This is a genomic window from Brevibacterium sp. p3-SID960, assembly GCF_025144725.1.
GTDB lineage: Bacteria > Actinomycetota > Actinomycetes > Actinomycetales > Brevibacteriaceae > Brevibacterium.
On the sequence record NZ_JALXKS010000007.1, the window covers coordinates 75,999 to 96,445 of the forward strand.

Here is a 20,447-nt window from a genome sequence, read left to right on the forward strand (position 1 = left end):
CTCGATGGGGGCAGTTTCTGCCGGTAAGCTTAGCCGTATGAGCGACGACACTGCTGAAAACGCCACAGAACGCGAGGAACGAGCCGAGCGTCTGCGCCGTATCCAGGAGCGCATCCACGAGCAGACGGGAGGCCCTCAGACCTCTGAGCAGGTCGCTGAAGCGTGCCGGCGAGTCATTAAGGGCAAATGACGGCTTTCGCCATCAGTCCTCGTCGTAGTCGATGCCCTCGTCTCCGTCGTCGCTGAGGATGAGCGGCGTCCAGCCGCCGGACCGTCTGGACGCCAGCAATAATACGCGACTGTGGCCGGTAGCGCTGCCGGGACGCCTGGCTAGGTGTCTGAGTCCACCTTGTTCCGCAGCCGTCTGAGGACGCGGTAGACCGTCGCGCGCGAGACGCCGAAATCTTCGGCGGCAGTGGTCGGGCTCGATTGGCCGGATTCGATGAGTGCGACGATGCTGCGCTGCTGAGAGGTGGTCAGTGCTTGCGGTCTGCCACCGGTGCGCCCGCGGGACCGGGCGGCTTCTAATCCGCGGCGGGTGCGTTCGCGGATGAGATCGCGTTCGACTTCGGCAACTGCCGCCATGACGGCGACGAGAATCTTCCCGCCGGGCTGGCTGGGGTCGGTGGTCAGGCCATCGAGAGTGCGCACCGTGACACCTCGGTCGGCGAGGTCGGCTAACAGCTCGTGGATGCCGACAATGGAGCGGCCGAGACGATCGAGCTTCGTGGCGACAAGTTCGTCACCGGGGCGCAGATGGGAGAGAAGGTCATCCATTCCTGGCCGAACGCGGGAAGCGCCGGTGATGATGTCGCTGAAGATGCGCTGGCAGCCGGCAGCTTCGAGCTGGGCGCTTTGGGAGTCAAGATTCTGGGCGCGTGAGGACACCCGCGCGTAGCCGAATACTGTGCCTGTCACCGATTGCACCTCCCGCACCGTCGTTGCTGCCACTGTACGAGACTCCGGTTCGTCGCAGAACTCATAGCCAGCGGCATCTGGGATGTGAGACGGGGTTTTGCGACAGATGAGGTCGGTGGCAGCACGTCGCTGTGACTTTGTGCGCTAAACGGCGGGGTTCTTCATAGACTCAGTGGCGGGTTAGGTGACTCCGATGACCAGAGTGCTCTGGGCGGCTTCGATGACGTCGTTGGTGATGGTGTCGAGTTCGTTGATCCTGAGTACGCGCTGAATTTGGGGGAAGAGGCGTTCAAGCAGCCGGAAGTTGCCGCGGGTGACACGAGCGATGGCGGCGATGGCTTGGGCATCGGTGAAGTCCTCGGGGTCGAGGGACTTGCCGAGGGAGCGCCAATGTCTTTGCAGAACGAACAGCAGCTCGTCCTGGCCCAGGGGACGGTATTGGTGGGCGAAGCCGACCCGGCTGTAGAACTGGGGGTAGTGGCTGAACTGCTTCTCTAGCCCAGGCATGCCGATCAGGATCAGGGCGATGTCGTCGCGATCGTAGCGATCGCGCAGCAGTTCCAGTGCGGCGGGTCGGAGTCGTTCGGCTTCATCGACGATGATCAACTCCACGTAGTTCTTGCCGTGCCGCCAGCCCCGCGTGTGCGCGTCGTGACCGGGTGGCTCGAGGTGCTGCTCGATGCAGATGTTTGTGCGAGTGATGGCCTGGTTGAGCTCGTCCTTCAGGTTCCGCGGAGTAGTCAGCACGCTGGGGGTATAGAACACGGTGCGGCTCCTGGCCAGGGCAGCGTAGATCTTGGCGTCGCTGTCGGCGCGCGGCCCCCAGTAAGTCAGTAGCGCGTGTGCTTTTTCGTAGTGTGCATAGCGGCGGGCAGAGAGCGTCTTGCCGACCCCTGCCGGTCCGAAACACAGGCCGATAGTCTGCCCGCGGCGTACGGCGTCGGCGAACTCGGTGAAGCGGCGGTGCTCCTTGGTCACGATGAAGCGCTGGCTCACATCAGTCCTCCTTGTAGACCTTCAGCGCTGGCTTTGGCGAAGGCTCCCGAGTCGCCGGCAGCTTCTCAGCGGTGTGCGTTGGTACGGTGGCGATGCGTTCATTGATGCTGGCCCGTAGCGCCCGGCGGCGGGCGTTACGCGCAGCTTGGATCTCTTTCAGGCTGACCTTCGCGTCGTGATGCTCCTGGTTGACGGCTTTACAGACGAACTCGTCGTGGTCGAAGACGCGGATCTCGGTGATGTCGCGCGGGTCATAGCGGATCACGACCGACCGCCCCACGTAGCCGGCCAGCGTCGGGGAGACGTAGCGCAGTCCCTGGAAGCGGATGCCATCGCGGTGTACGACGCGAGTTTTAACCACCGTCAGCAGCAGCCCGTCGAGAGCTCTCAGGCTGTCCGGCAGGCGTGGCAGCCAGCCCTCGGCGATCCACGCGCCGCGCGGGGAGATACCCAGCTCGCTGTGTGTGCGGTCGTTGTAGGTGGACACGAAGCCCTCGACGGCGGAGTCGAGTTCTGCCAACGACAGTTGCGGCATCGGCCTTGGCTGTCCCGGGGCCAAGTATCCCGGCAGCCCAGAGAGTAGCTCGGTGTTGACGGTGCCGAAGAAGCGCTCGATCTTGCCGCGACCTTGAGGGCGGGCAACCGTGGAGTGGATCAGTCGGATATGGAGGTCGAGGGCAGTATGGGCGAGCTGACCGCTGATGAAATCAGTGCCATGATCGACGTAGAGCAGGTCCGGCAGACCGCACATCGGCCAGGCCGGATCGGTCTTGTGCCAGATCGCCTGCCGTAACGCCAGCGCGGTGTTCATCGCCGAGGGTGCACCCAGGAAGACGGTATAACCGCAGATCGCCCGGGAGTAGTCATCGAGGATGGTCGTGAGCCACGGTCGCGCAGGCTTGCCGTCGGTGCCGACCACCAGAATGTCGAGCATGGTGTGATCGGCCTGCCACATCGCGTTGGGGCAGGCCGCCTGCCGACGTAGCACCAGCTCGTGCTTGTTGCGGTAGGACGTCGCACCTTCCAGGGCGAGGGTGACCATGCCGGGATCCAGAGCGCGCACGATGCCCCATACCACCGCGTAGGACGGGACCGGCCATCCCCGGCTCTCGCAGATTGCGGTGACCTTGCGATGGATCGTGGCAATCGTGGGCCGAGGCTTGGTCAGCGCGAGGCCCTCAATTACGCGGATGACCTCGCCGGAGAGGCGATGAGTGCCTGCGTCCGTGCGTGGCTTCCTCTCCAGTCCGGCGTAGCCGTCGGCGCGGTAGCGGGCGTGCCAGCGCTCCAAAGTGCGCAGCCCGACGCTGGTCTCGCGGGCGAGGCGCGCCAGCGGTACGTCGTCCTCGACGTGGAGCCGAAGAATCCGCCACCGCTGCTGAGCGTCCATCACATACCTACTGCACGGCATTCTCGCGGCTGCGCCTGGCGCGTTCGAGCGCGCGGTAGACCGTGGAGCGGCCCACGCTGAACAGCTCGGCTAGCTCGCCGATGGTGTGCTCGTTGGCGGCGTGCAGCTGGACGAGGTGAGCCTCCTGGCGGGGATTGAGCTTTGGAGACTTCCCGCGCAGCCGGCCCTTGCTTCTGGCAACCTTCATGCCCTCCCGAGTTCGGGCGCGGATAAGGTCGGCTTCGAACTCGGCGACCATCGCCAGCACATTGAACAACAGTTTGCCCATCGGGTCGGTCGGATCGTACACCGACCCGGCGATGCTCAGCTTCACTTCCCGTGCCGCGAGGTCATCAGCGATCTGATGGGCATCACGCACAGACCGTGCCAGCCGATCCAGCTTGGTGACCACAAAGGTGTCACCGTCACGACACGCTGCCAGCGCCTGCCGCAACCCGTCCCGGTCGGCATTGCGGCCGGTGAGCCCGTGGTCGACATAGATGCGCTTGGACTCGACACCAAGGGCGGCGAGACCGTCCCGCTGTGCGGTGAGGTCCTGTTCGTCGGTGGAGACACGGGCATAGCCAACCTTCAACGGGGACATGTCCACCAGTGTGTCACATAAGGCCCCGCCACCGGACAGTTCATCGGACGGGTCTTACGGAACGTCTCCTTCGGCGGGTGACCGCACTTCCAGGTCGGAGCTCGGTGTGTCCGGTGGGGGTTCCCCTTACGGGCATGCGATCTGGGCTGACGCCTGTGACCGAGTGTTCAGTGCCTGCTGTATAGTTCAGTCCATGCTGACTATTGCTTCGCGTCTCGACGTGATGAACCGCCTGGGTCGTGCACTGGCCGACCCCACTCGATCCCGGATCATCTTGACCCTGCTCGACCATCCCGCTTACCCGGCGGAACTGGCCCGAGATCTGGACCTGACACGCCCGAACGTGTCCAACCACCTGGCATGCCTGCGCGATTGCGGGATCGTCGTCTCCGAGCCCGAGGGTCGTCGGACACGATATGTGATCGCCGATTCGCACCTGGCGCAGGCGCTGACGGCACTGGTCGATGCCACCCTGGCAGTGGACGAAGACGCCCCGTGCATCGATCCCGCCTGCTCGCTTCCCGGATGCGACGCAGCTGGGGAGGGCGCATGATCCTCACCTCGGTCTTGCAGGCGATGGGCCTGTTCGTAGCGACCAACATCGACGACATCATCGTGCTCTCCCTCTTCTTCGCTCGAGGGGCAGGCCAGCGCGGCACTACCGCCCGTATTCTGGCCGGGCAGTACCTCGGGTTCGCCGGCATCCTCGGTGCCGCGGTCCTGGTGACCATCGGTGCCGGAGCATTCCTGCCCTCGGCAGCCATCCCGTACTTCGGTCTCATCCCTCTGGGCCTCGGCCTCTGGGCCGCATGGCAGGCCTGGCGCGGAGACGATGACGACGATGACGACGAGGCCAAGGTTGCCGGCAAGAAGGTCGGCGTGTGGACAGTCGCAGGCGTCACCCTTGCCAACGGCGGCGACAACATCGGCGTCTACACCCCTGTCTTCCTCAGCGTGGAACCTCTCGCAGTGGTCGCCTACTGCATCGTCTTCCTCGCGCTCGTCGCGGTCCTGGTAGTCCTGGCGAAGTTCGTCGCCACCCGCCCCCCGATCGCCGAAGTGCTCGAACGCTGGGAGCACATCCTCTTCCCCATCGTTCTCATCGGCCTCGGCATCGTGATCCTCGTCAGCGGCGGAGCCTTCGGACTCTGACGTAGCGGCAGCGATCCAAACGGCCCCGACCGGGCGCACCCATCTCGGTTCAGACCGCGACACCTGCCCGCAGCCAGTCCTGCGTGATCGCGGCAACAAGACCGCCACGGAGCGCTGCAAAAACCCCGCCACCAAGCGAACGAAGCCACAACGTCGCGGCCGTCGCAGAAGACCGTGTTGCAGATACGGTGGTTTCTGATGAACGGCAACATCGTGCAGTTCGTCTGAATGAGTGCGGCGTTACGCGCAGGTTGGTCGGTAGGCCGACGCAGAACAGCCCCCTATGAGACAGCAACATGGAACGACTCGTCTCGCGTTTTGCACCCTCCCCCACTCTTTCCCTGCGGGTGAGCTTGCTCCACCTCAGAGATCAGCTGATCCTCTCATCTTGGTCGCCCACCAATAAGAACTCCTCTTGTGAGGGAGAGAGTGGAGGGCCACCTCTTGGTGAGGTCGGCGAGGATCAGGTCGGCTCGATGTCCTTCGGTCAGAGAGCCACGGTCGTCAAGACCCACACAGGCGGCTGCACCGGAAGTCACGAGCCGCACCGCCTGGGGAAGCGTTGCAATTCCATCACGCACTAGTCGCAGTGCGCCCGGAAGCATCGATGTGGGGATGTAGTCGCTAGCCAACGCGTCGATCAGGCCCGCAGATGCGAGTTCGGATGCCGGTACGTTGCCGGTGTGAGATCTTCCCCGGACGATGTTCGGTGCCCCCGCGACGATGAGCATCCCGTGATCCCGGGCCGCACGGGCAGCCGCGACTGTTGTCGGGAACTCCGCCACACTACAGCCACGGTCGGCAGCCGCCGACACCTCCTCCGGTGTCGCGAGGTCGTGGGCGAAAAGTCGAATGGAACCTGCCCGGACCAAGCCCTCCAACCACGACAGAGTACGGTCACGCACAGCAAGGCGCTCGTCACGACTGCTGCGCCACCATTCCACATGATCAGCAGCGTCGTCGTCACTCATTCGATCGCTGTCAACCAGCCACTTCTGCATTTTCGCTGGGTCGGCGAACTGTCCCTGCCCCGGCGTGTGGTCTTCGTGCGACACGACGGGCACTCGTCCACCCGGAAGACACGAATCACCATCGTTCGGCCCCTGTGGATGCAGTGCACACATCTCGTCCTGAGGTGCCGATTCCGATGACTCCAACTCCTTCGTGAGCAGCGCAAGTCCGTATTCGCAGCGCACATCGAGCCGGTGCAGAACCTGATGATCGACTTGAGTGTCGTCAGTGCGACGGAGTGCTCCCGAGAGTTCGGACGCTGCGGGAGAATCGATCGGTCTTCCCACGATCGACCGTTCCTGGAAGGCCAGGCCGTGGAACGCGGTAGTGATGCCTGCCGCACGAAGCCGGGCACCCGCAGACGCAACCGCGAAGGAGGGATCGAGAACGACACCGGGCCGTGGACGGATATCTCGCGACAGCACATCGCTGTGGACGTCGACGAGCCCGGGCAGCACGTGTGCGCCGCGAGCATCCAGGTCACAGGCAGTGCCACGTGGATGCGGCCCGACGTGAGCGATTCGACCGCTGCGGACGACCACCCGGGCGTCGTCGATCACCCCGTTGGGCAGCACTGCTGTGGCGTGGCCGATCACGAGATCGGAGACTGGGCGGTCCGAGGTGAAGGATGTCATGGCCAGACAGCCTTCCATCCGGTCTTGACCCTCATGTGGACGCCTCATGAACGGCTGCCCACAAGAATGCCCTGTTCGTCCTTGATTCACACACCGTTGTCCAGCACCCCCCTTGGAGTTCACAAATCCTCTATACCTTTGCGGAGGCAACCAGGAGTCATATAGAGGACTTGACATGATCGAACTCGTCGACGTCAGTAAGACCTATAAGGGCGGCGTGCAGGCTTTGGGACCCACGGACCTCTCGATCGAGGCCGGGAGAGTGACCGTGCTCCTCGGCCCGTCGGGAGCTGGCAAGTCCACGCTGCTGCGGTGCATGAATTTGCTCGTGAAGCCGAGCACGGGAGGCGTGCGAGCGGACGGCGTGCCGTCGCTCGAAACGCGCGGCGACCTTCGACGGCATCGCCGGCGCACCGGGATGGTGTTCCAGCACCACCAGCTCATCCCGCGTTACACAGCGCTGCGGAATGTGCTGCTCGGCCGGGTCGGATATTACAGCTTCTGGCGCAGCCTCCTGCCGTTCGGCCGCGCCGACGAGCGCATCGCCCTGGAGGCGCTCGACCGTGTCGGACTGCTGGACAAGGCCCTCACCCGAGTCGACAACCTCAGCGGCGGCATGCAGCAGCGTGTGGGGATCGCCCGCGCACTCGCCCAGCAACCGGATCTGATCCTTGCCGATGAACCCGTGGCCAGCCTCGATCCCGCTACCGCACGTCGCGTCATGGAGCTGCTGCGCCGCGTCTGCCAGGAGAGCGGCATCACTCTCGTCGCCAGCCTTCATCAGGTCGACCTCGCGCTCGAGCACGCCGACCGCATCGTCGGCCTCGCCCATGGCCGGATCGTTTACGACGGTCCCGCAGACGAAGTCGACGACGATGACCTCCGCGTGATCTACGAAGACGCACGCGACGAGCCGCAGGCTCAGGATGCCTCCCGTCCCGTCGACGACCGACTCGTGATCGAGCCTCCCTGACCCCAGTCTCCGCACCCACCCGTCACCTGAAAATCGACCCACCCGATCGCCCTCGATCAACTGAAACAGGAGTGAATCACCGTGCTTGGACGCCCCCGCCTCACCGCAGCCGCAACAGCAGCCCTGACGGCTTCTGCCCTTCTCCTCTCCGGCTGCACTGCCGCCTCCGAGGCAAGCGCCGCCCCCGAAACCCTTCGGGTTGCGCTGCTTCCCGATGAGAATGCCTCGGAGATCATCAAGAACAATGAACCACTCAAGAGTCACCTCGAGGAGCAGCTGGGGCTGGAGGTCGAGCTCGTGGTGACGACCGACTACTCCTCGATGATCGAGGCGATGGCCCGCGGCCGCCTCGAACTCGGCTACTTCGGCCCGCTGTCATACGTCCTCGCGCAGGAGAAGGCCGACATTGAACCCTTCGCCGCACTGCAGGAAGTCGAGGGCGAGGACCCCACCTACCAGTCGGTCTTCATCGCCAACAGCGAGTCCGGAATCGAATCCCTCGACGATGTCGCCGGCAAGACTGTCGCGTGGGGCGACCAGGCGAGCACGTCGAGCCATCTGATCCCCAAGGCCATGCTCGCCGAAGGCGCGGACCTGCGAGTTGACCACGGCGATTATGAAGAGCAGCACGTCGACTCTCACGATGCGGTGGCCCTGACGGTCCAGAACGGCAATGCGGATGCGGGGGGCATGAGCCTGCCCATCTATGAGCGCATGGCCGAAGAGGGACTCATCGACCCCACGACGGTCGTCAAGGTCCAGGAGTCCGAGCCTTACGCCAACTATCCGTGGACCATGCAGTCAGACCTCCCCGAAGACCTGAAGGAGAAGCTGCGGAGAACGTTCCTGGACCTCGAGGACCCGGCGGTGCTCGAACCGTTCGACGCCGCCGGGTTCGAAGAGGTCACCGACGCGGACTATGACGCGGTGCGCGAGCTCGCACCTCTGCTCGACATCGACCTTGAGGACTACCAGTGAGCACCAGCACGGAAAGCGCGAGCACCGTCGGCCTGGTGGACGAGCGGCGAGAGCAGGACTACCTGCGGATCTCCGACAAGGCACGGTCCGGCTGGAGGCGCTCGGTCGCTGTCACCGGACTCGTCCTCGTCACCGTGCTGGTGAGCTCGTGGGTCGTCGGGATGCTCGACGGCGCCCGCATGATCACCGGACTGACGGACATCGCCGACCTGCTGAGCGAGATGTGGGTCCCGGACTTCACCAACCTCAACAGCTGGTGGGGCCCGCTGTGGGACTCGATGACGATGAGCATCGCCGCCACCGCACTGGCGGTGCTGCTCTCCGTTCCGCTGGCATTGTGCGGTGCGCGCAACACCGCGCCGCATCCGGCTGTCTACTGGGTCGCCCGGCTCATCCTCAACGTGCTGCGCTCCGTGCCGGAGCTGATCCTGGCCATCGTCTTCGTGGCGGCCGTCGGCTTCGGCGCTCTGCCCGGAGCGCTGGCGCTGGGGATCCACTCCGCGGGGATGGTGGGCAAGTTCTTCGCCGAGGCGATCGAGCATGCCGATCACGCGCCTGTCGAGGCCGCCCGCGCGACTGGTGCCGGCCCGGCGCAGGTGATCCTGCACGGCATCCTGCCGCAGGTTCTGCCGCAAATGGCTGACACGACCGTTTACCGCTGGGAGCTCAACTTCCGGGCCTCGGTGGTCGTGGGCGTCGTCGGAGCCGGCGGTATCGGTTTCGAACTGATCGCTGCCCTCCGCACCCTCCAGTACGACGAGGTCGCCGCAATCCTGCTCGTCATCCTAGCCACAGTCACCCTGGTCGACGCCCTCGGCGGAGCGTTGCGGAAGAGGTTCCAATGACAGACAAACATCCGATGGATGCGCATATGACGGAGACCCGCCACCGCCCGGTGGTGGTCCTCACCCACCGGGTGCATCCCCTGATCCTTCAGATGCTCACTGACACCTGCGAGGTGATCGCGAACCAGAGCGACAGCAGCCTGCCCGCCTCGGAGCTGCGACGAAGGGCAGCGGACGCGGACGCCCTCATGGCGTTCATGCCGGATCGAATCACCGCGGAGTTCCTCGACGCCTGTCCGCGCCTGCAGGTGGTCGCCGGCGCTCTCAAGGGCCACGACAACATCGATGCCGACGCGTGCACCGAGCGCGGGATCTGGCTGACGCGGGTAGAGGACCTCCTCACCGAACCCACGGCTGAGCTCGCCGTCGGTCTGCTCATCGGACTCGCGCGCAACATCGCGGTAGGAGACCGCGCGGTGCGGGCCCGCCTCGCAGGATGGCGACCGACGCTCTATGGAAGCACGCTCGTGGGCTCGACAATCGGCCTCGTGGGCGCGGGAAGGCTCGGCCGGGCAGTGGCGCGACTGCTCAGCGGGTTCGAGGCGAATCTGCTCTACTGCGATCCCTCGCCGGTGTCCGGTGAGGAAGATCTGCAGATGGAGCGTGTGGAGCTGTCGGAGCTGCTGGCGCGCACCGATGCAGTAGTGGTCTGCGCACCGCTAGATGTGAACACCCTGCACCTGCTCGACCGGCCCCGACTGGAATCCATGCGTCCGGGGTCACTGCTCGTCAACGTCGGTCGCGGCTCCGTAGTGGACGAGGTCGCCGTGGCTGAGCTGCTACGTCGCGGACACCTCGGCGGATTCGCCTCGGACGTGTTCGAGTTCGAGGACCTCTCGCGCCCGGACCGACCTCGGGACGTGCCAGAGGAGCTCCGGGCGATGCAGGACCGCACTCTCTTTACTCCGCACCTCGGGTCCGCTGTGGCCTCCGCGAGGCTCGCGATTGAGGAACATGCTGCCAAGGCTATCCTGCAGGCGCTTGCCGGCGAGGTGCCCGACGGCGCTGTCAACCGTCCCCAGCGCACCGCATCTCCCGTTCCGACGCCTGCGATATGATCAGTTCCATCAACCACGTGACGTCGAAGCAGCCCTCACCTCGGGTCCCGGTGTATTTGGCCGCGGCAGACGCTCTCGCCGAGCAGATCGCAGATCACCCGGTCGGTACCCGGCTTCCGTCGGAAGACGCGCTCGCCGGTCAGCTCGGTGTCAGCCGACTGACCGCGCGGGCGGCGTTGGCGGAATTGGAGAGGCGCTACCTGGTGCGGCGACGGCAGGGCAGCGGCACGTACGTCTCCCGTCGGGTCGACTACACGATCAGCCGCTGCCATCCGCCGTCATGGAGCCAGAGCGTCCGCAATGCGGGACTCACACCTGACGTCCGGACCACAGAATGGCGACTCGAGACTCCGTCGCCCGAGGTGCGCCGGCGAATGAGGATGGGACCGAGGCGGCAGGTGCTGGCGCTCTCGCGTGACCGGTACATCGACAACGAGCTGGTCGGCTTCGCCGAGTCCTTCTTCGACACGCAGCTGGTGCCGGACCTGCCCCAGGTTCTCGACCCGTTCGCCTCGCTGTACGAGACCCTGGATGATCACTACGGGCTCCGACCGGTTCGCGGATGGTTCGGCGTGGCCATCGATCCCGCACCGCCCGAGGTCGCCGAGCACCTCGGGCTGAGCGGCCGACCGCCGGTCATCTCGATCCGCTCACGGACAGATGCCGCAGCACGAGACCACCAGCCGGTGGAGCTCACGGTCTCGTGGCTGAGGGCCGACGTATTCCGCATCGAGATCGACTTCGACACATGAGTCCGCCAGCGTAGGCCTTTCCGCAGGCGAACCCTGACCCACCGTCAGCGCGCCCTGCAGGCCAGCCCTCGGCGACGACCTTGACGCCGTTCGAGGCGAGGGTCTTCGCGTCCTTCTCGTCCAGCTCGTTCTGCGTGGCGCTGGGCAGCGCGATGTCGACGGGGACATCCCACACGCTGCCGTCCTTCACGAAGCGGGCACCGCCGCCGCGGCGCTCCGCGTACTCGTGGATGCGGCCGCGCTCGACCTCCTTGATCTGGCGCAGCAGATCGAGGTCGATACCCTGCTCGTCGACCACGTAGCCGCTGGAGTCCGAGGCCGTGATCGGGATGCCGCCCAACTGCTGCGTCTTCTCGATCGCGTAGATCGCGACGTTCCCGGAGCCGGACACGCCCACTCGACGACCGTCGAAGGACGCCTCGCGCGCCCGCAGCATCTCGTTCGCGAAGATGGCCGCGCCGTAGCCGGTCGCCTCCGTGCGGACCAGAGAGCCGCCCCAGTCGAGGCCCTTGCCCGTGAGGACGCCGGCCTCATACCTGTTGGTGAGGCGCTTGTACTGGCCGAACAGGTAGCCGATCTCGCGCGAGCCCACACCGATGTCGCCGGCGGGGACATCGGTGTACTCGCCGATGTGGCGGTGCAGCTCCGTCATGAACGACTGGCAGAAGCGCATGATCTCGCCGTCCGAGCGACCGTGCGGGTCGAAGTCCGACCCGCCCTTGCCGCCGCCGATCGGCAGGCCGGTCAGCGAGTTCTTGAAGATCTGCTCGAAGCCCAGGAACCTGACGATGCCCAGGTTGACCGACGGGTGGAAGCGCAGGCCGCCCTTGTAGGGGCCCAGTGCGGAGTTGTACTCGACGCGGAACCCGCGGTTGATGCGGACCGTCCCCTCGTCGTCGACCCACGGCACGCGGAAGATCAGCTGGCGCTCCGGCTCGCACAGGCGCATCAGGATTCCGTGCGCCTCGTATTCGGGATGACGACCGCGCAGCGTCTCGAGCGACTCGAAGACCTCACGGACGGCCTGGTGGAACTCGGGCTCGCCCTGATTGCGCTGCAGCACGGTGTCGTAAATGGCCTGGAGGCCTGCGGGGTGCACCGATCGTGCGGGTGGAGCCGTCTAGAATCAGTGGACGCCCGTCGTGACCGGTCCCGCGATCTCACTACGAGATCCGTTCCGAGGGAGGAATCGGATCCGGGGTGGGTTGGACCGAGTGCGAACCGTGGGCCCGTGCGGCCCGGAGTCTTCTGAAGGTGTGGAACTGTGGTTGAGAACAACGAGCCGCCCGGGCACGAGCTGAGCCCGCAGGTCGAGGGCGGGCGGCCGATGTCGCCGCCGCCCAAGTCCCTCGAGCAGTCGATCGCGGAGACGACCCGGCAGATGCGGCATGCCCGCGGCTTCACGCTGTCGGAGCTGGCGAGCCGAGTGGGTGTGAGTCGGCAGATGCTGTCGAAGATCGAGAATGCGCAGACGTCGGCCAGTCTGGCGACCGTCGATGCCCTGGCGAAGGCGCTGGACATCCCGGTCACCAGCCTGTTCCGCGCTGCGGACTATGAGACGCAGGTCGTCTTCTCGAAGGCCGGCCAGGCGCCGGAGACCGTGCGGCGCGCCAGCAACCTGGGGCACCGCTATCAGCTGCTGGGCCAGGTCATCCGACACCACGGCCTCTTCGAGTCCCTGCTCGTCACCCTCACGGAGGAGAGCCAGCCGTTCCCCCTGTTCCAGCACATGGGGTCGGAGTTCGTCTACGTCGTCGAGGGCGAGATGGACTATCGGCATCAGGAGACGACGTTCCGCATGGAGACGGGGGACGGGATCCTCTTCGACGCGGAGGGCATCCATGGCCCCGCCCGCATCGTGCAGGCTCCCGTGCGCTTCCTGTCCGTCAACGTCTCCGAGGAGCGCCCCTCGGACCCGCACGGCGTCGACTGACCCACACGTCCGGATGTCGTCCCCTGAGCCGATGTCCGCTACAGCGCGGCGTCGCCGCGGTCGCCGGTGCGGATCCGGATGACCTCCTCGACCGGAGTCGACCAGATCTTGCCGTCGCCCACCTCGCCCGTCCGCGCGGACTGGGCGATGACGTCGATGACGGGGCCGGCCTCCGCGTCCGTCACGAGGATCTCCAGCCGCATCTTGCCGATGAAGTCGATCGTGACCTCGGATCCGCGGTAGACCTCCGTGTGACCGGCCTGCCGGCCGTAGCCCGTGCAGTCGCTCACGGTCATGCCGTTGATGCCGTGCTGCGCCAGCGCTATCTGGACGCCCTCCAGTGTTCCGGGCTGCAGGATTGCAGTGATGAGCCGCATGTCAGTTCACCTCCTGTGCGGGTGCCGGTGCCGGGATCACGACGCTGCGGGTGACGCCGCGTGCGGTGAGCGGAGTCTGCGAGTAGTCGTATCCGGACTCCGCGTGGGCGGCCACGTCGATGCCGGACGACTCTTCTCGCGCGCTCACCCGCAGTCCGCCCATGAGCGCCTTGAGGATCAGGGCGATGATCGTCGTCATGACGAGGCTGTAGATCAGCACCGCCAGCGAGCTCACCGCCTCGATGGCCAGCAGTTCGAACCCGCCGCCGTACAGCAGGCCCCGCGCCTCGGCGGGCGCGGCCGGGTCCGCGAGGAAGCCGATCGCCAGGGTGCCGATGAGACCCGCGACCAGGTGGACACCCACGACGTCGAGGGAGTCGTCGTAGCCCAGCTTGTTCTTCAGTCCGATCGCCAGGGCCGAGCCCACGCCGGACAGGGCACCGATCGCCAGGGCGCCCATGGGGCTGACCGCGGCGGCCGCGGGCGTGATGCCCACGAGTCCGGCGACGATGCCCGAGGCCGCACCCAGGGAGGTGGGGCGTCCGTCGCGGATCCTTTCGACGATCAGCCACGCGAGCATACCGGCGGCCGGCGCCGCGAGGGTCGTGACCCAGGCGTGGGCTGCGACGGGGTCTGCGGCCAGTGCCGAGCCGGAGTTGAACCCGAACCAGCCGAACCAGAGGAGGCCGGCGCCCAGCATGACGAGGGGGAGGTTGTGGGGACGCATGGGCGTCGAGCCCAGGCCGATCCGCGGTCCCAGGATGACGGCGAGGACGAGGGCGGCCGCACCCGCGTTGATGTGGATCGCGGTGCCGCCGGCGAAGTCGACCGCACCCAGGGCGTTCACGATGAATCCGCCGTTCTCGGAGACGACGCCGTCACCGGCGAAGACCCAGTGGGCCGCCGGGAAGTACACGAGGACGGCCCACGCGGCTGCGAAGGCGACCCATGCGGAGAACTTCATGCGGTCCGCGACCGCACCACTGACCAGCGCGACCGCGATGATCGCGAACGCCGCTTGGAAGCCCACGAAGGCGAGGGCCGGCACGGTGCCCACGACGGCGTCCGGTCCCATGAGGGCGGAGAGGCCCGCGAAGTCCAGAGGGTTGCCCACCAGGCCGCCGAACGATTCGCCGAACACCATGGAGAACCCGAACAGCACCCAGAGGACGCCCACGATCCCCATCGTCACGACGGACATCATCACCATGTTCAGCACGCTCTTGGCACGCACCATCCCGCCGTAGAAGAACGACAGGCCCAGCGTCATCAACAGCACGAGCGCTGCACTGGCGAGCACCCACGCGGTGTCGCCTGCTGAGATCTCTGCAGCATTCATCGCACCCTCCTTACAAGGTTTCTTCCAGCCAGTCTGCTACTGGCATGGGCAGAGCGTAACTGAGAGTTTACCGACTGCGCAACTGATGGGTGCGCATGTAATCTGTTAGTGTCGTCTTCAGTGAGAGGCGTGACCGCCCGGATCCGGCGGAGCGGTGATCGTCTCCGATCCCGTCCCGTCCTCCGTCACGAGGAATTGGCCCATCATCCCGGAGTCCTCGTGCTGCAGCAGATGGCAGTGCACCATGTACGGCACGCTCGCGCTCGCGCAGTCCTCGAACCGCATGAGGAGTCGCACGGGTCTCCCCGGGTGGAGAGGAACCGTGTCCTTCCAGCCCCGCAGCCACACCGGCGGGTCCCCACCGTCGACGTCGAGGATGCGGAACTGCACATCGTGGACGTGGACGTTGTGCGGGAAGACGTCCGGGGTCGTCACCTCCCACAGCTCCGCATCACCCAGCCGCCGGCCGCGAACCGGACCACGACCTCGGCGCGCTCGCCCGGTGACTCCAGCAGACCACCATCGGTCCCCACCAGCAGGAACGGCCGGTCATCGGCGAAGCGCAGGTCCAGGAACCGGGCGGCGCTGCCGTTGAGCAGGCGCAGGCGGACCTCCGTGGTCGTCACCGCGAACTCCGCCCCCGCGAGGCCGTCGGCCAGCAGCGTGCGCCCCACCGTGCCCAGCGCGTTGTCGCCCTCCGTGCGGATGATGCGACCGTCGCGGTCGCGGAGCTTGTGCTGGAGGACGAGCGGCACGTCGTCGACACCGTACTCGTGCGGCAGCCCGGTCGCGGCACTGTCCTCGTCGTCGACCAGCACGAGGCCAGCGAACCCCTTGAGCACCTGCTCCTCCATCTCGCCGTGCGGGTGCGGGTGGTACCAGAGGGTCGCGGAGAGGTGGGTGCGTGCGAGAGGGGGCATGCCTCGACGGTAGGGAGGCGGCGGGTCGCGGCGCGTCCCTCCGCAGGCGACGACCGTGTGCGCCCGGAGGCGATGTGCGCGGTGGTCGCTCGCGCTCGCCGGGCCGGAGCGAGCCAGTCGAGCCGGGCGAGCACGAGCGGTCGGGATCAGATCACCGCGGGAATCGGCCTCCCCGTGTCGGTGTGATCGTCGATCGTCGAGAGTGGTCCGCCCACCCGGTACTGGGCGCCGCGGTGGTGGTCCGGCAGCCGATCGCCTGCGCCGAAGAGCTTGTGGCGCAGCGTGCCGGGTGTGTACTCCTCCTGGTAGACGCCCCGGCGCTGCAACTCCGGTACGACGAGGTCGGCCACGTCCTCGAAGGTCCCCGGCGTCGTCGCATAGGCCAGGTTGAAGCCGTCGACGTCCGTGTACTCGACGATGTCCGTGAGGGTGTCCGTGATCTCCGCCGGCGAGCCGATGAAGTTCTGGCCCTGTCCGCCCACGCCGCCCAGTTTGACGATGTCGCGCACGGTCCACGTCCGCCCGTCCGCGTTCTCGCCCTGGAACGCCTCGAGCGCGGATTGGATCGCGTTCGACTGCACGTTCCCCAGCGGCTCGTCGAGGTCGTAGGTCGACAGGTCGACGCCCAGCCACCCGGAGAAGAACACCTGCGTGCCCTCGACGCTCGCGTACGAGAGGAGGTCCTCGTACTTCGCGCGAGCGCCGGCGGCCGTCTCGTCCGTGATGATGGAGCTCAGCAGGTAGATCTTCGCGTCGTACGGGTCGCGGCCCGCCTCGACCAGCGCCTTCCGGATCCGCGCGACCGTGCTCTTCGCCGCATCGCGCGTGGGACCGCCGATGAAGATGGCCTCCGCGTTCTGAGCGGCGAACGCGACTCCGCGCGGAGAGGCACCCGCCTGGAACACGACCGGGGTGCGCTGCGGCGAGGGCTCGGACAGGTGGATGCCGGGGACGTCGAAGTGCGTCCCGTGGTGTCCGATGTGGTGTACCTTCTCCGGGATCGCGAACACGCCTGTGGCGGTGTCGCGGACGACCGCGTCGTCCTCCCATGATCCCTCGAGCAGCTTGTAGATCACCTCGAGGTACTCATCCGCGTGGTCGTAGCGGGCGTCGTGCGCCAGCTGGTCCGCCTGTCCGAAGTTGCGGGCGGCGGACGGCAGGTAGCCGGTCACGATGTTCCAGCCCACGCGCCCCTTCGTGAGGTGGTCGAGGGTGGAGAGTCGGCGCGCGAACGGCACGGGATGCTCGAACGCGGTGCCGGCCGTGATCCCGAAGCCCACGTGCTCCGTGACGGCCGCCCCGATTGCCGCGAGCTGGACGGGGTCGTTGACCGGCACCTGGGCGCCCTGGCGGATCGCGGCGAGGTCATTGCCGCCGAACACGTCGTAGGTCCCCAGCACGTCCGCGATGAAGATCGCGTCGAAAAGTCCGCGCTCGGCGATCCGGGCCAGGTCCTGCCAGTACTCGAGATCCTTGTACTGCCATGCTCGGTCGCCCGGATACCGCCACAGGCCGGGTGACTGGTGGGCGACGCAGTTCATATCGAACGCGTTGAACCGGATCTGCTTCGTCATGCGCGCACCGCCTCGCGCGCGGCGTCTTGCTCCTGGCCGGCGGACTCGGTCGCCGCCCCGCCCGTCGTCTCGCCCTTTGCCCCACTGGCAGAGACGCCCACGTCACGAGGACGTGCATTGGAATCCCGAAGTACGACGGGCCGTGACTGAGCTCCGAGGAAGGGGTCTGTCACAGGTTGTAGTCTCCGATGCATACGTCCTCGACCGGACCCCGATCAGGGTGTTTAATGCTCTACTGGAGGGTACATGAGGTGTTCCCTTTGAAACATCATTACTCGTTCCAGCTGCTTCGACGTCGAGTTACGGTTGCTCGGGACTTTGTACGGGTACTTATCGGGATCGATAGTGGGCGCGGTCGCTGCGAACGACTCTTTCGCTTGCCTTCTTCGAGTTCCAGATGGGCACGCAACTTTCGCTGGAAGTCTCTTGTGCAAAACGAATCGGACAGCCGGAGACGGGTCGATTTCCGGCCAGCGTCGGATCGAATGGATAATGCGACTGAATTCCTTCCCTCTATTGACAGCCATGCGAGCTGACTGGATGGTCAGTCGCCCAGGTTAAACCGTCAGAAACGCCGTAGATACAACGATCGTCGTAGCACCAACGCGGGATTGTAGGGCAATCTCGACGTCTCTAACGTCGTGTGCATGGACACGAATACGATATCCCGCCGCTCATTGTTCGCATCCGGCGCAGCAGTTCTCGGATCCGCAGTACTGCTCAGTGCCGCGCCCGGCCACGCTGCCGAAAACTGGCCCATGACCGAAGCCGCCGGCTTCCGCACCTCCGACGCCGATGGTGGTGAGGCCTCGAATCCGGCTAACCGCCTCGGCTGCGCGCTCGGCCGCGGATTGGAGGGCTGAGTTATGGCAGAACCCATCTGGATCGGCAGCCCGAACTTCAACCAGGGTCGTGGAGGCTCCGGCATCGACCGGATCGTCATCCACTACATCGTCGGCACCCTCGCCGCCGCGGATGCCACCTTCAAGGACCCCGCCTCCCAGGTCAGCGCCCACTACGGCATCGGCGAAGGAGCCCTGCATCAGTACGTGAGCGAAGGCGACACCGCCTGGCATGCCGGCAGCTTCGGCATGAACCAGCGCAGCATCGGCATCGAGCACTCCGCAGACCAGAACCGTGCCCCCGACGAGTTCACCTACAACACCTCGATCGCACTGTGTGCGCGCATCTGCCGCGATTACGGACTTGACCCGCACGTCGCGCTCATCCCACACAGCTCCGTTGTCGCCACCTCATGTCCGGGTACCGTCGACTTCGAGCGCATCAAGACCGCGGTCGCCGCCGCAGTCTGAGCCTCACCCGCAGGAGCGGGCCCTGATCACCCTCGAATACCTGCCACCACAATCGCATCCCCGCCCCGGCGCCGCCCAGCCTCACTGCGCTGGGCGGCGCCCTGTCCTTACACTGTGTGACCCGGATCTCACGAATGCGCGTGCGGGGCTAAGATCATGGTATGAAACTTCCACACAGCGATATTGATCCCGGCGGCCTACTGGAGTACTCCGTCGTCTTCACAGACCGCTCCCTCAACCACATGTCCGCCCGCTTCGTCTCCGTCATGGAGGAGACGCTGTCGATCCTGCGCAGCACCTACAACGCCAAGACCGCGGTGCTCGTCCCCGGCGGCGGCTCCTACGGAATGGAATCGGTCGCCCGCCAGTTCGCCGGCGGCAAGCGCTGCCTCATCGTGCGCAACGGCCAGTTCTCCTACCGCTGGTCGCAGATCCTCGACACCGGCCAGATCCCGGCCGAACACGAGGTGCTCAAGGCCCGCCCGGCCGGCGGCGATGTCGACGCAGGATTCGCTCCTCCCCCCATCGACGAGGTCGTCGAGACCATCCGCCGCCAGCGCACCGAGCTCGTTCTCGCCCCGCACGTCGAGACCGCCTCGGGCGTGCTGCTCAGCGATGACTACATGCGCCAGATCGCAGACGCCGTACACGAGGTGGGCGGCCTGTTCGTCCTCGACTGCGTCGCCTCCGGCCCGCTGTGGGTCGATATGGACGACATCGGCGTCGACATTCTGCTCTCGGCCCCGCAGAAGGGCTGGAGTGGTACTCCGTGCGCCGGCTACATCATGCTCAGTGAGCGCGCCCGCACCGCGATCGAGGGCACCACGAGCTCCAGCTTCGCGCTCGACCTGAAGAAGTGGATGACGATCTGCGAGGGCTACGCCGCCGGCAAACACGGCTACCACGCCACGATGCCGACCGACTCGATCACCCATAACCTCACCCTCATGCAGGAGGCCGTCGAATTCGGGCTGCCGCAGCTGCGTGAGCGCCAGGTCGAACTCGGCGACAGAGTCCGTCAGCTCTTCAGCTCCCGCGGCTACTCCTCAGTCGCTGCAGAGGGCTGGCAGTCTCCGACAGTCGTCGTCGTGCAGGCCAAGCGACCCGCCGCCGAGGAGGTGGCCGCGTTTGCTCAGGCAGGCGTGCAGGTGGCCGGCGGGGTCCCGCTCATGGTCGACGAGCCGGAGGACTTCCAGACTTTCCGCATCGGCTTGTTCGGCCTTGACAAGTGGGCTGATGTCGACGCGGCGGCAGCGCAGCTGGAGACTGCGCTCGACCAGGTCGGCTGACACAGCTCTCTTCAGCGGGCGGCGATGATTCGCTGCTCACCCCGCGCGTCACCGACTCGGTGACCTCAGATCAGGACAGCTCCTCCGCCTCGATCGCGCGACCGCCGACCACTACGCGCGTGCCGCTTTCGAGGTCGACGTCCCCGCCCTTGCTGCGGGTGGGTGCGCGGCCGGTGATGACGAGTGCCTCATTGGGTGCGGCGACGCGATAGGCGCGGCGGAACATGATGAAACCGATGATGCCGGTGATGAAGACGACGGCGAGGATCGCACCGATTCCGGTCACCAGCGTGGGATCGAACATGGGGGTTCGCTTGTAAGAGGCAGCGGGGGCTGCTGGCAGTGCCGAATGGGTCACTGGCAGACTGTCCGAAGAATGTCAGGCTCGGC

General features: G+C 66.1%; 23 protein-coding genes. 11 read left to right on the forward strand and 12 right to left on the reverse strand.

Annotated features, from left to right (window positions below; genetic code table 11):
- Nucleotides 1-37: 37 nt before the first annotated feature.
- Entirely contained in the window at nucleotides 38-190 is a 153-nt protein-coding gene (locus tag M3B11_RS03785; protein ID WP_155799695.1) for a hypothetical protein, read from the forward strand.
- A 140-nt stretch (nucleotides 191-330) separates the two neighbouring features.
- Here M3B11_RS03785 and M3B11_RS03790 read toward each other — a convergent pair whose 3' ends face one another.
- The 4 genes from M3B11_RS03790 to M3B11_RS03805 form a co-directional block, all read right to left on the reverse strand.
- Entirely contained in the window at nucleotides 331-918 is a 588-nt protein-coding gene (locus M3B11_RS03790; protein ID WP_259875437.1) for a recombinase family protein, read from the reverse strand.
- A gap of 180 nt (nucleotides 919-1,098) precedes the next feature.
- The gene (locus M3B11_RS03795) at nucleotides 1,099-1,914 is read right to left on the reverse strand and encodes an AAA family ATPase (protein ID WP_259875438.1); all 816 of its coding nucleotides are present in this window, start codon (nucleotides 1,912-1,914) and stop codon (nucleotides 1,099-1,101) included.
- Between the two features lies 1 nt (nucleotide 1,915).
- Nucleotides 1,916-3,304, reverse strand: coding sequence for a Mu transposase C-terminal domain-containing protein (locus M3B11_RS03800; RefSeq protein ID WP_259875439.1), 1,389 nt, complete (start codon nucleotides 3,302-3,304; stop codon nucleotides 1,916-1,918).
- A gap of 7 nt (nucleotides 3,305-3,311) precedes the next feature.
- Nucleotides 3,312-3,908: a recombinase family protein gene (locus M3B11_RS03805; protein WP_259875457.1), complete on the reverse strand. Its 597-nt coding sequence runs from the start codon at nucleotides 3,906-3,908 to the stop codon at nucleotides 3,312-3,314.
- 193 nt (nucleotides 3,909-4,101) lie between these two features.
- Between M3B11_RS03805 and M3B11_RS03810 the strand changes: the two genes are divergently transcribed.
- Both M3B11_RS03810 and M3B11_RS03815 read left to right on the forward strand, forming a co-directional pair.
- Nucleotides 4,102-4,461 (forward strand): helix-turn-helix transcriptional regulator, encoded by a 360-nt coding sequence (locus tag M3B11_RS03810; protein ID WP_259875440.1) that lies wholly within the window; start codon nucleotides 4,102-4,104, stop codon nucleotides 4,459-4,461.
- The gene (locus tag M3B11_RS03815; protein WP_259875441.1) at nucleotides 4,458-5,060 is read left to right on the forward strand and encodes a cadmium resistance transporter; all 603 of its coding nucleotides are present in this window, start codon (nucleotides 4,458-4,460) and stop codon (nucleotides 5,058-5,060) included. Before M3B11_RS03810 ends, M3B11_RS03815 begins: the two co-directional genes overlap by 4 nt.
- A 383-nt stretch (nucleotides 5,061-5,443) precedes the next feature.
- Here the strand turns inward: M3B11_RS03815 and M3B11_RS03820 are convergent, their stop codons facing one another.
- Nucleotides 5,444-6,706 (reverse strand): alpha-D-ribose 1-methylphosphonate 5-triphosphate diphosphatase, encoded by a 1,263-nt coding sequence (locus M3B11_RS03820; RefSeq protein WP_050992891.1) that lies wholly within the window; start codon nucleotides 6,704-6,706, stop codon nucleotides 5,444-5,446.
- A 175-nt stretch (nucleotides 6,707-6,881) separates the two neighbouring features.
- On the opposite strand from M3B11_RS03820, the gene phnC reads away from it, so the two are divergent.
- The 5 genes from phnC (at nucleotide 6,882) to M3B11_RS03845 (ending at nucleotide 11,312) form a co-directional block, all read left to right on the forward strand.
- Entirely contained in the window at nucleotides 6,882-7,679 is a 798-nt protein-coding gene (gene phnC / locus M3B11_RS03825) for a phosphonate ABC transporter ATP-binding protein (protein ID WP_259875442.1), read from the forward strand.
- A gap of 81 nt (nucleotides 7,680-7,760) precedes the next feature.
- Nucleotides 7,761-8,657 (forward strand): phosphate/phosphite/phosphonate ABC transporter substrate-binding protein, encoded by an 897-nt coding sequence (phnD, locus tag M3B11_RS03830; RefSeq protein ID WP_259875443.1) that lies wholly within the window; start codon nucleotides 7,761-7,763, stop codon nucleotides 8,655-8,657.
- Nucleotides 8,658-8,689: 32 nt separating this feature from the next.
- Nucleotides 8,690-9,502, forward strand: coding sequence for a phosphonate ABC transporter, permease protein PhnE (phnE, locus tag M3B11_RS03835; protein WP_302052790.1), 813 nt, complete (start codon nucleotides 8,690-8,692; stop codon nucleotides 9,500-9,502).
- Nucleotides 9,503-9,528: 26 nt separating this feature from the next.
- The gene (locus M3B11_RS03840) at nucleotides 9,529-10,560 is read left to right on the forward strand and encodes a phosphonate dehydrogenase (RefSeq protein ID WP_165884059.1); all 1,032 of its coding nucleotides are present in this window, start codon (nucleotides 9,529-9,531) and stop codon (nucleotides 10,558-10,560) included.
- The gene (locus M3B11_RS03845; RefSeq protein ID WP_241182220.1) at nucleotides 10,557-11,312 is read left to right on the forward strand and encodes a GntR family transcriptional regulator; all 756 of its coding nucleotides are present in this window, start codon (nucleotides 10,557-10,559) and stop codon (nucleotides 11,310-11,312) included. The genes M3B11_RS03840 and M3B11_RS03845 overlap by 4 nt, the downstream gene beginning before the upstream one ends.
- Here the strand turns inward: M3B11_RS03845 and gdhA are convergent.
- Nucleotides 11,254-12,411, reverse strand: a complete 1,158-nt coding sequence (gene gdhA / locus M3B11_RS03850; protein ID WP_259875444.1) for an NADP-specific glutamate dehydrogenase — start codon at nucleotides 12,409-12,411, stop codon at nucleotides 11,254-11,256. The genes M3B11_RS03845 and gdhA overlap by 59 nt on opposite strands.
- 165 nt (nucleotides 12,412-12,576) lie before the next feature.
- Here gdhA and M3B11_RS03855 point away from each other — a divergent pair, with 165 nt between their 5' ends.
- Entirely contained in the window at nucleotides 12,577-13,245 is a 669-nt protein-coding gene (locus M3B11_RS03855; RefSeq protein WP_259875445.1) for an XRE family transcriptional regulator, read from the forward strand.
- 38 nt (nucleotides 13,246-13,283) lie between these two features.
- Here the strand turns inward: M3B11_RS03855 and M3B11_RS03860 are convergent, their stop codons facing one another.
- The 5 genes from M3B11_RS03860 to M3B11_RS03880 form a co-directional block, all read right to left on the reverse strand.
- Entirely contained in the window at nucleotides 13,284-13,622 is a 339-nt protein-coding gene (locus M3B11_RS03860) for a P-II family nitrogen regulator (protein ID WP_259875446.1), read from the reverse strand.
- Nucleotide 13,623: 1 nt separating this feature from the next.
- Entirely contained in the window at nucleotides 13,624-14,961 is a 1,338-nt protein-coding gene (locus M3B11_RS03865; protein WP_259875447.1) for an ammonium transporter, read from the reverse strand.
- Between the two features lie 117 nt (nucleotides 14,962-15,078).
- Nucleotides 15,079-15,396, reverse strand: coding sequence for a multicopper oxidase domain-containing protein (locus M3B11_RS03870; protein WP_259875448.1), 318 nt, complete (start codon nucleotides 15,394-15,396; stop codon nucleotides 15,079-15,081).
- On the reverse strand, nucleotides 15,393-15,881 hold the full coding sequence (locus tag M3B11_RS03875) for a multicopper oxidase family protein (RefSeq protein WP_259875449.1): 489 nt from the start codon (nucleotides 15,879-15,881) through the stop codon (nucleotides 15,393-15,395). Before M3B11_RS03875 ends, M3B11_RS03870 begins: the two co-directional genes overlap by 4 nt.
- Nucleotides 15,882-16,027: 146 nt before the next feature.
- Nucleotides 16,028-17,455 carry an LLM class flavin-dependent oxidoreductase gene (locus M3B11_RS03880; protein WP_259875450.1) on the reverse strand — a complete coding sequence of 476 codons (1,428 nt, stop codon included), beginning with the start codon at nucleotides 17,453-17,455 and terminating at the stop codon, nucleotides 16,028-16,030.
- Between the two features lie 866 nt (nucleotides 17,456-18,321).
- On the opposite strand from M3B11_RS03880, the gene M3B11_RS03885 reads away from it, so the two are divergent.
- Both M3B11_RS03885 and M3B11_RS03890 read left to right on the forward strand, forming a co-directional pair.
- Nucleotides 18,322-18,768 (forward strand): N-acetylmuramoyl-L-alanine amidase, encoded by a 447-nt coding sequence (locus M3B11_RS03885; RefSeq protein WP_259875451.1) that lies wholly within the window; start codon nucleotides 18,322-18,324, stop codon nucleotides 18,766-18,768.
- 161 nt (nucleotides 18,769-18,929) lie between these two features.
- Nucleotides 18,930-20,057 (forward strand): aminotransferase class V-fold PLP-dependent enzyme, encoded by a 1,128-nt coding sequence (locus M3B11_RS03890; protein ID WP_259875452.1) that lies wholly within the window; start codon nucleotides 18,930-18,932, stop codon nucleotides 20,055-20,057.
- Between the two features lie 70 nt (nucleotides 20,058-20,127).
- On the opposite strand, the gene M3B11_RS03895 is transcribed toward M3B11_RS03890, so the two are convergent.
- Nucleotides 20,128-20,361 carry a hypothetical protein gene (locus tag M3B11_RS03895; protein WP_259875453.1) on the reverse strand — a complete coding sequence of 78 codons (234 nt, stop codon included), beginning with the start codon at nucleotides 20,359-20,361 and terminating at the stop codon, nucleotides 20,128-20,130.
- Nucleotides 20,362-20,447: the final 86 nt, after the last annotated feature.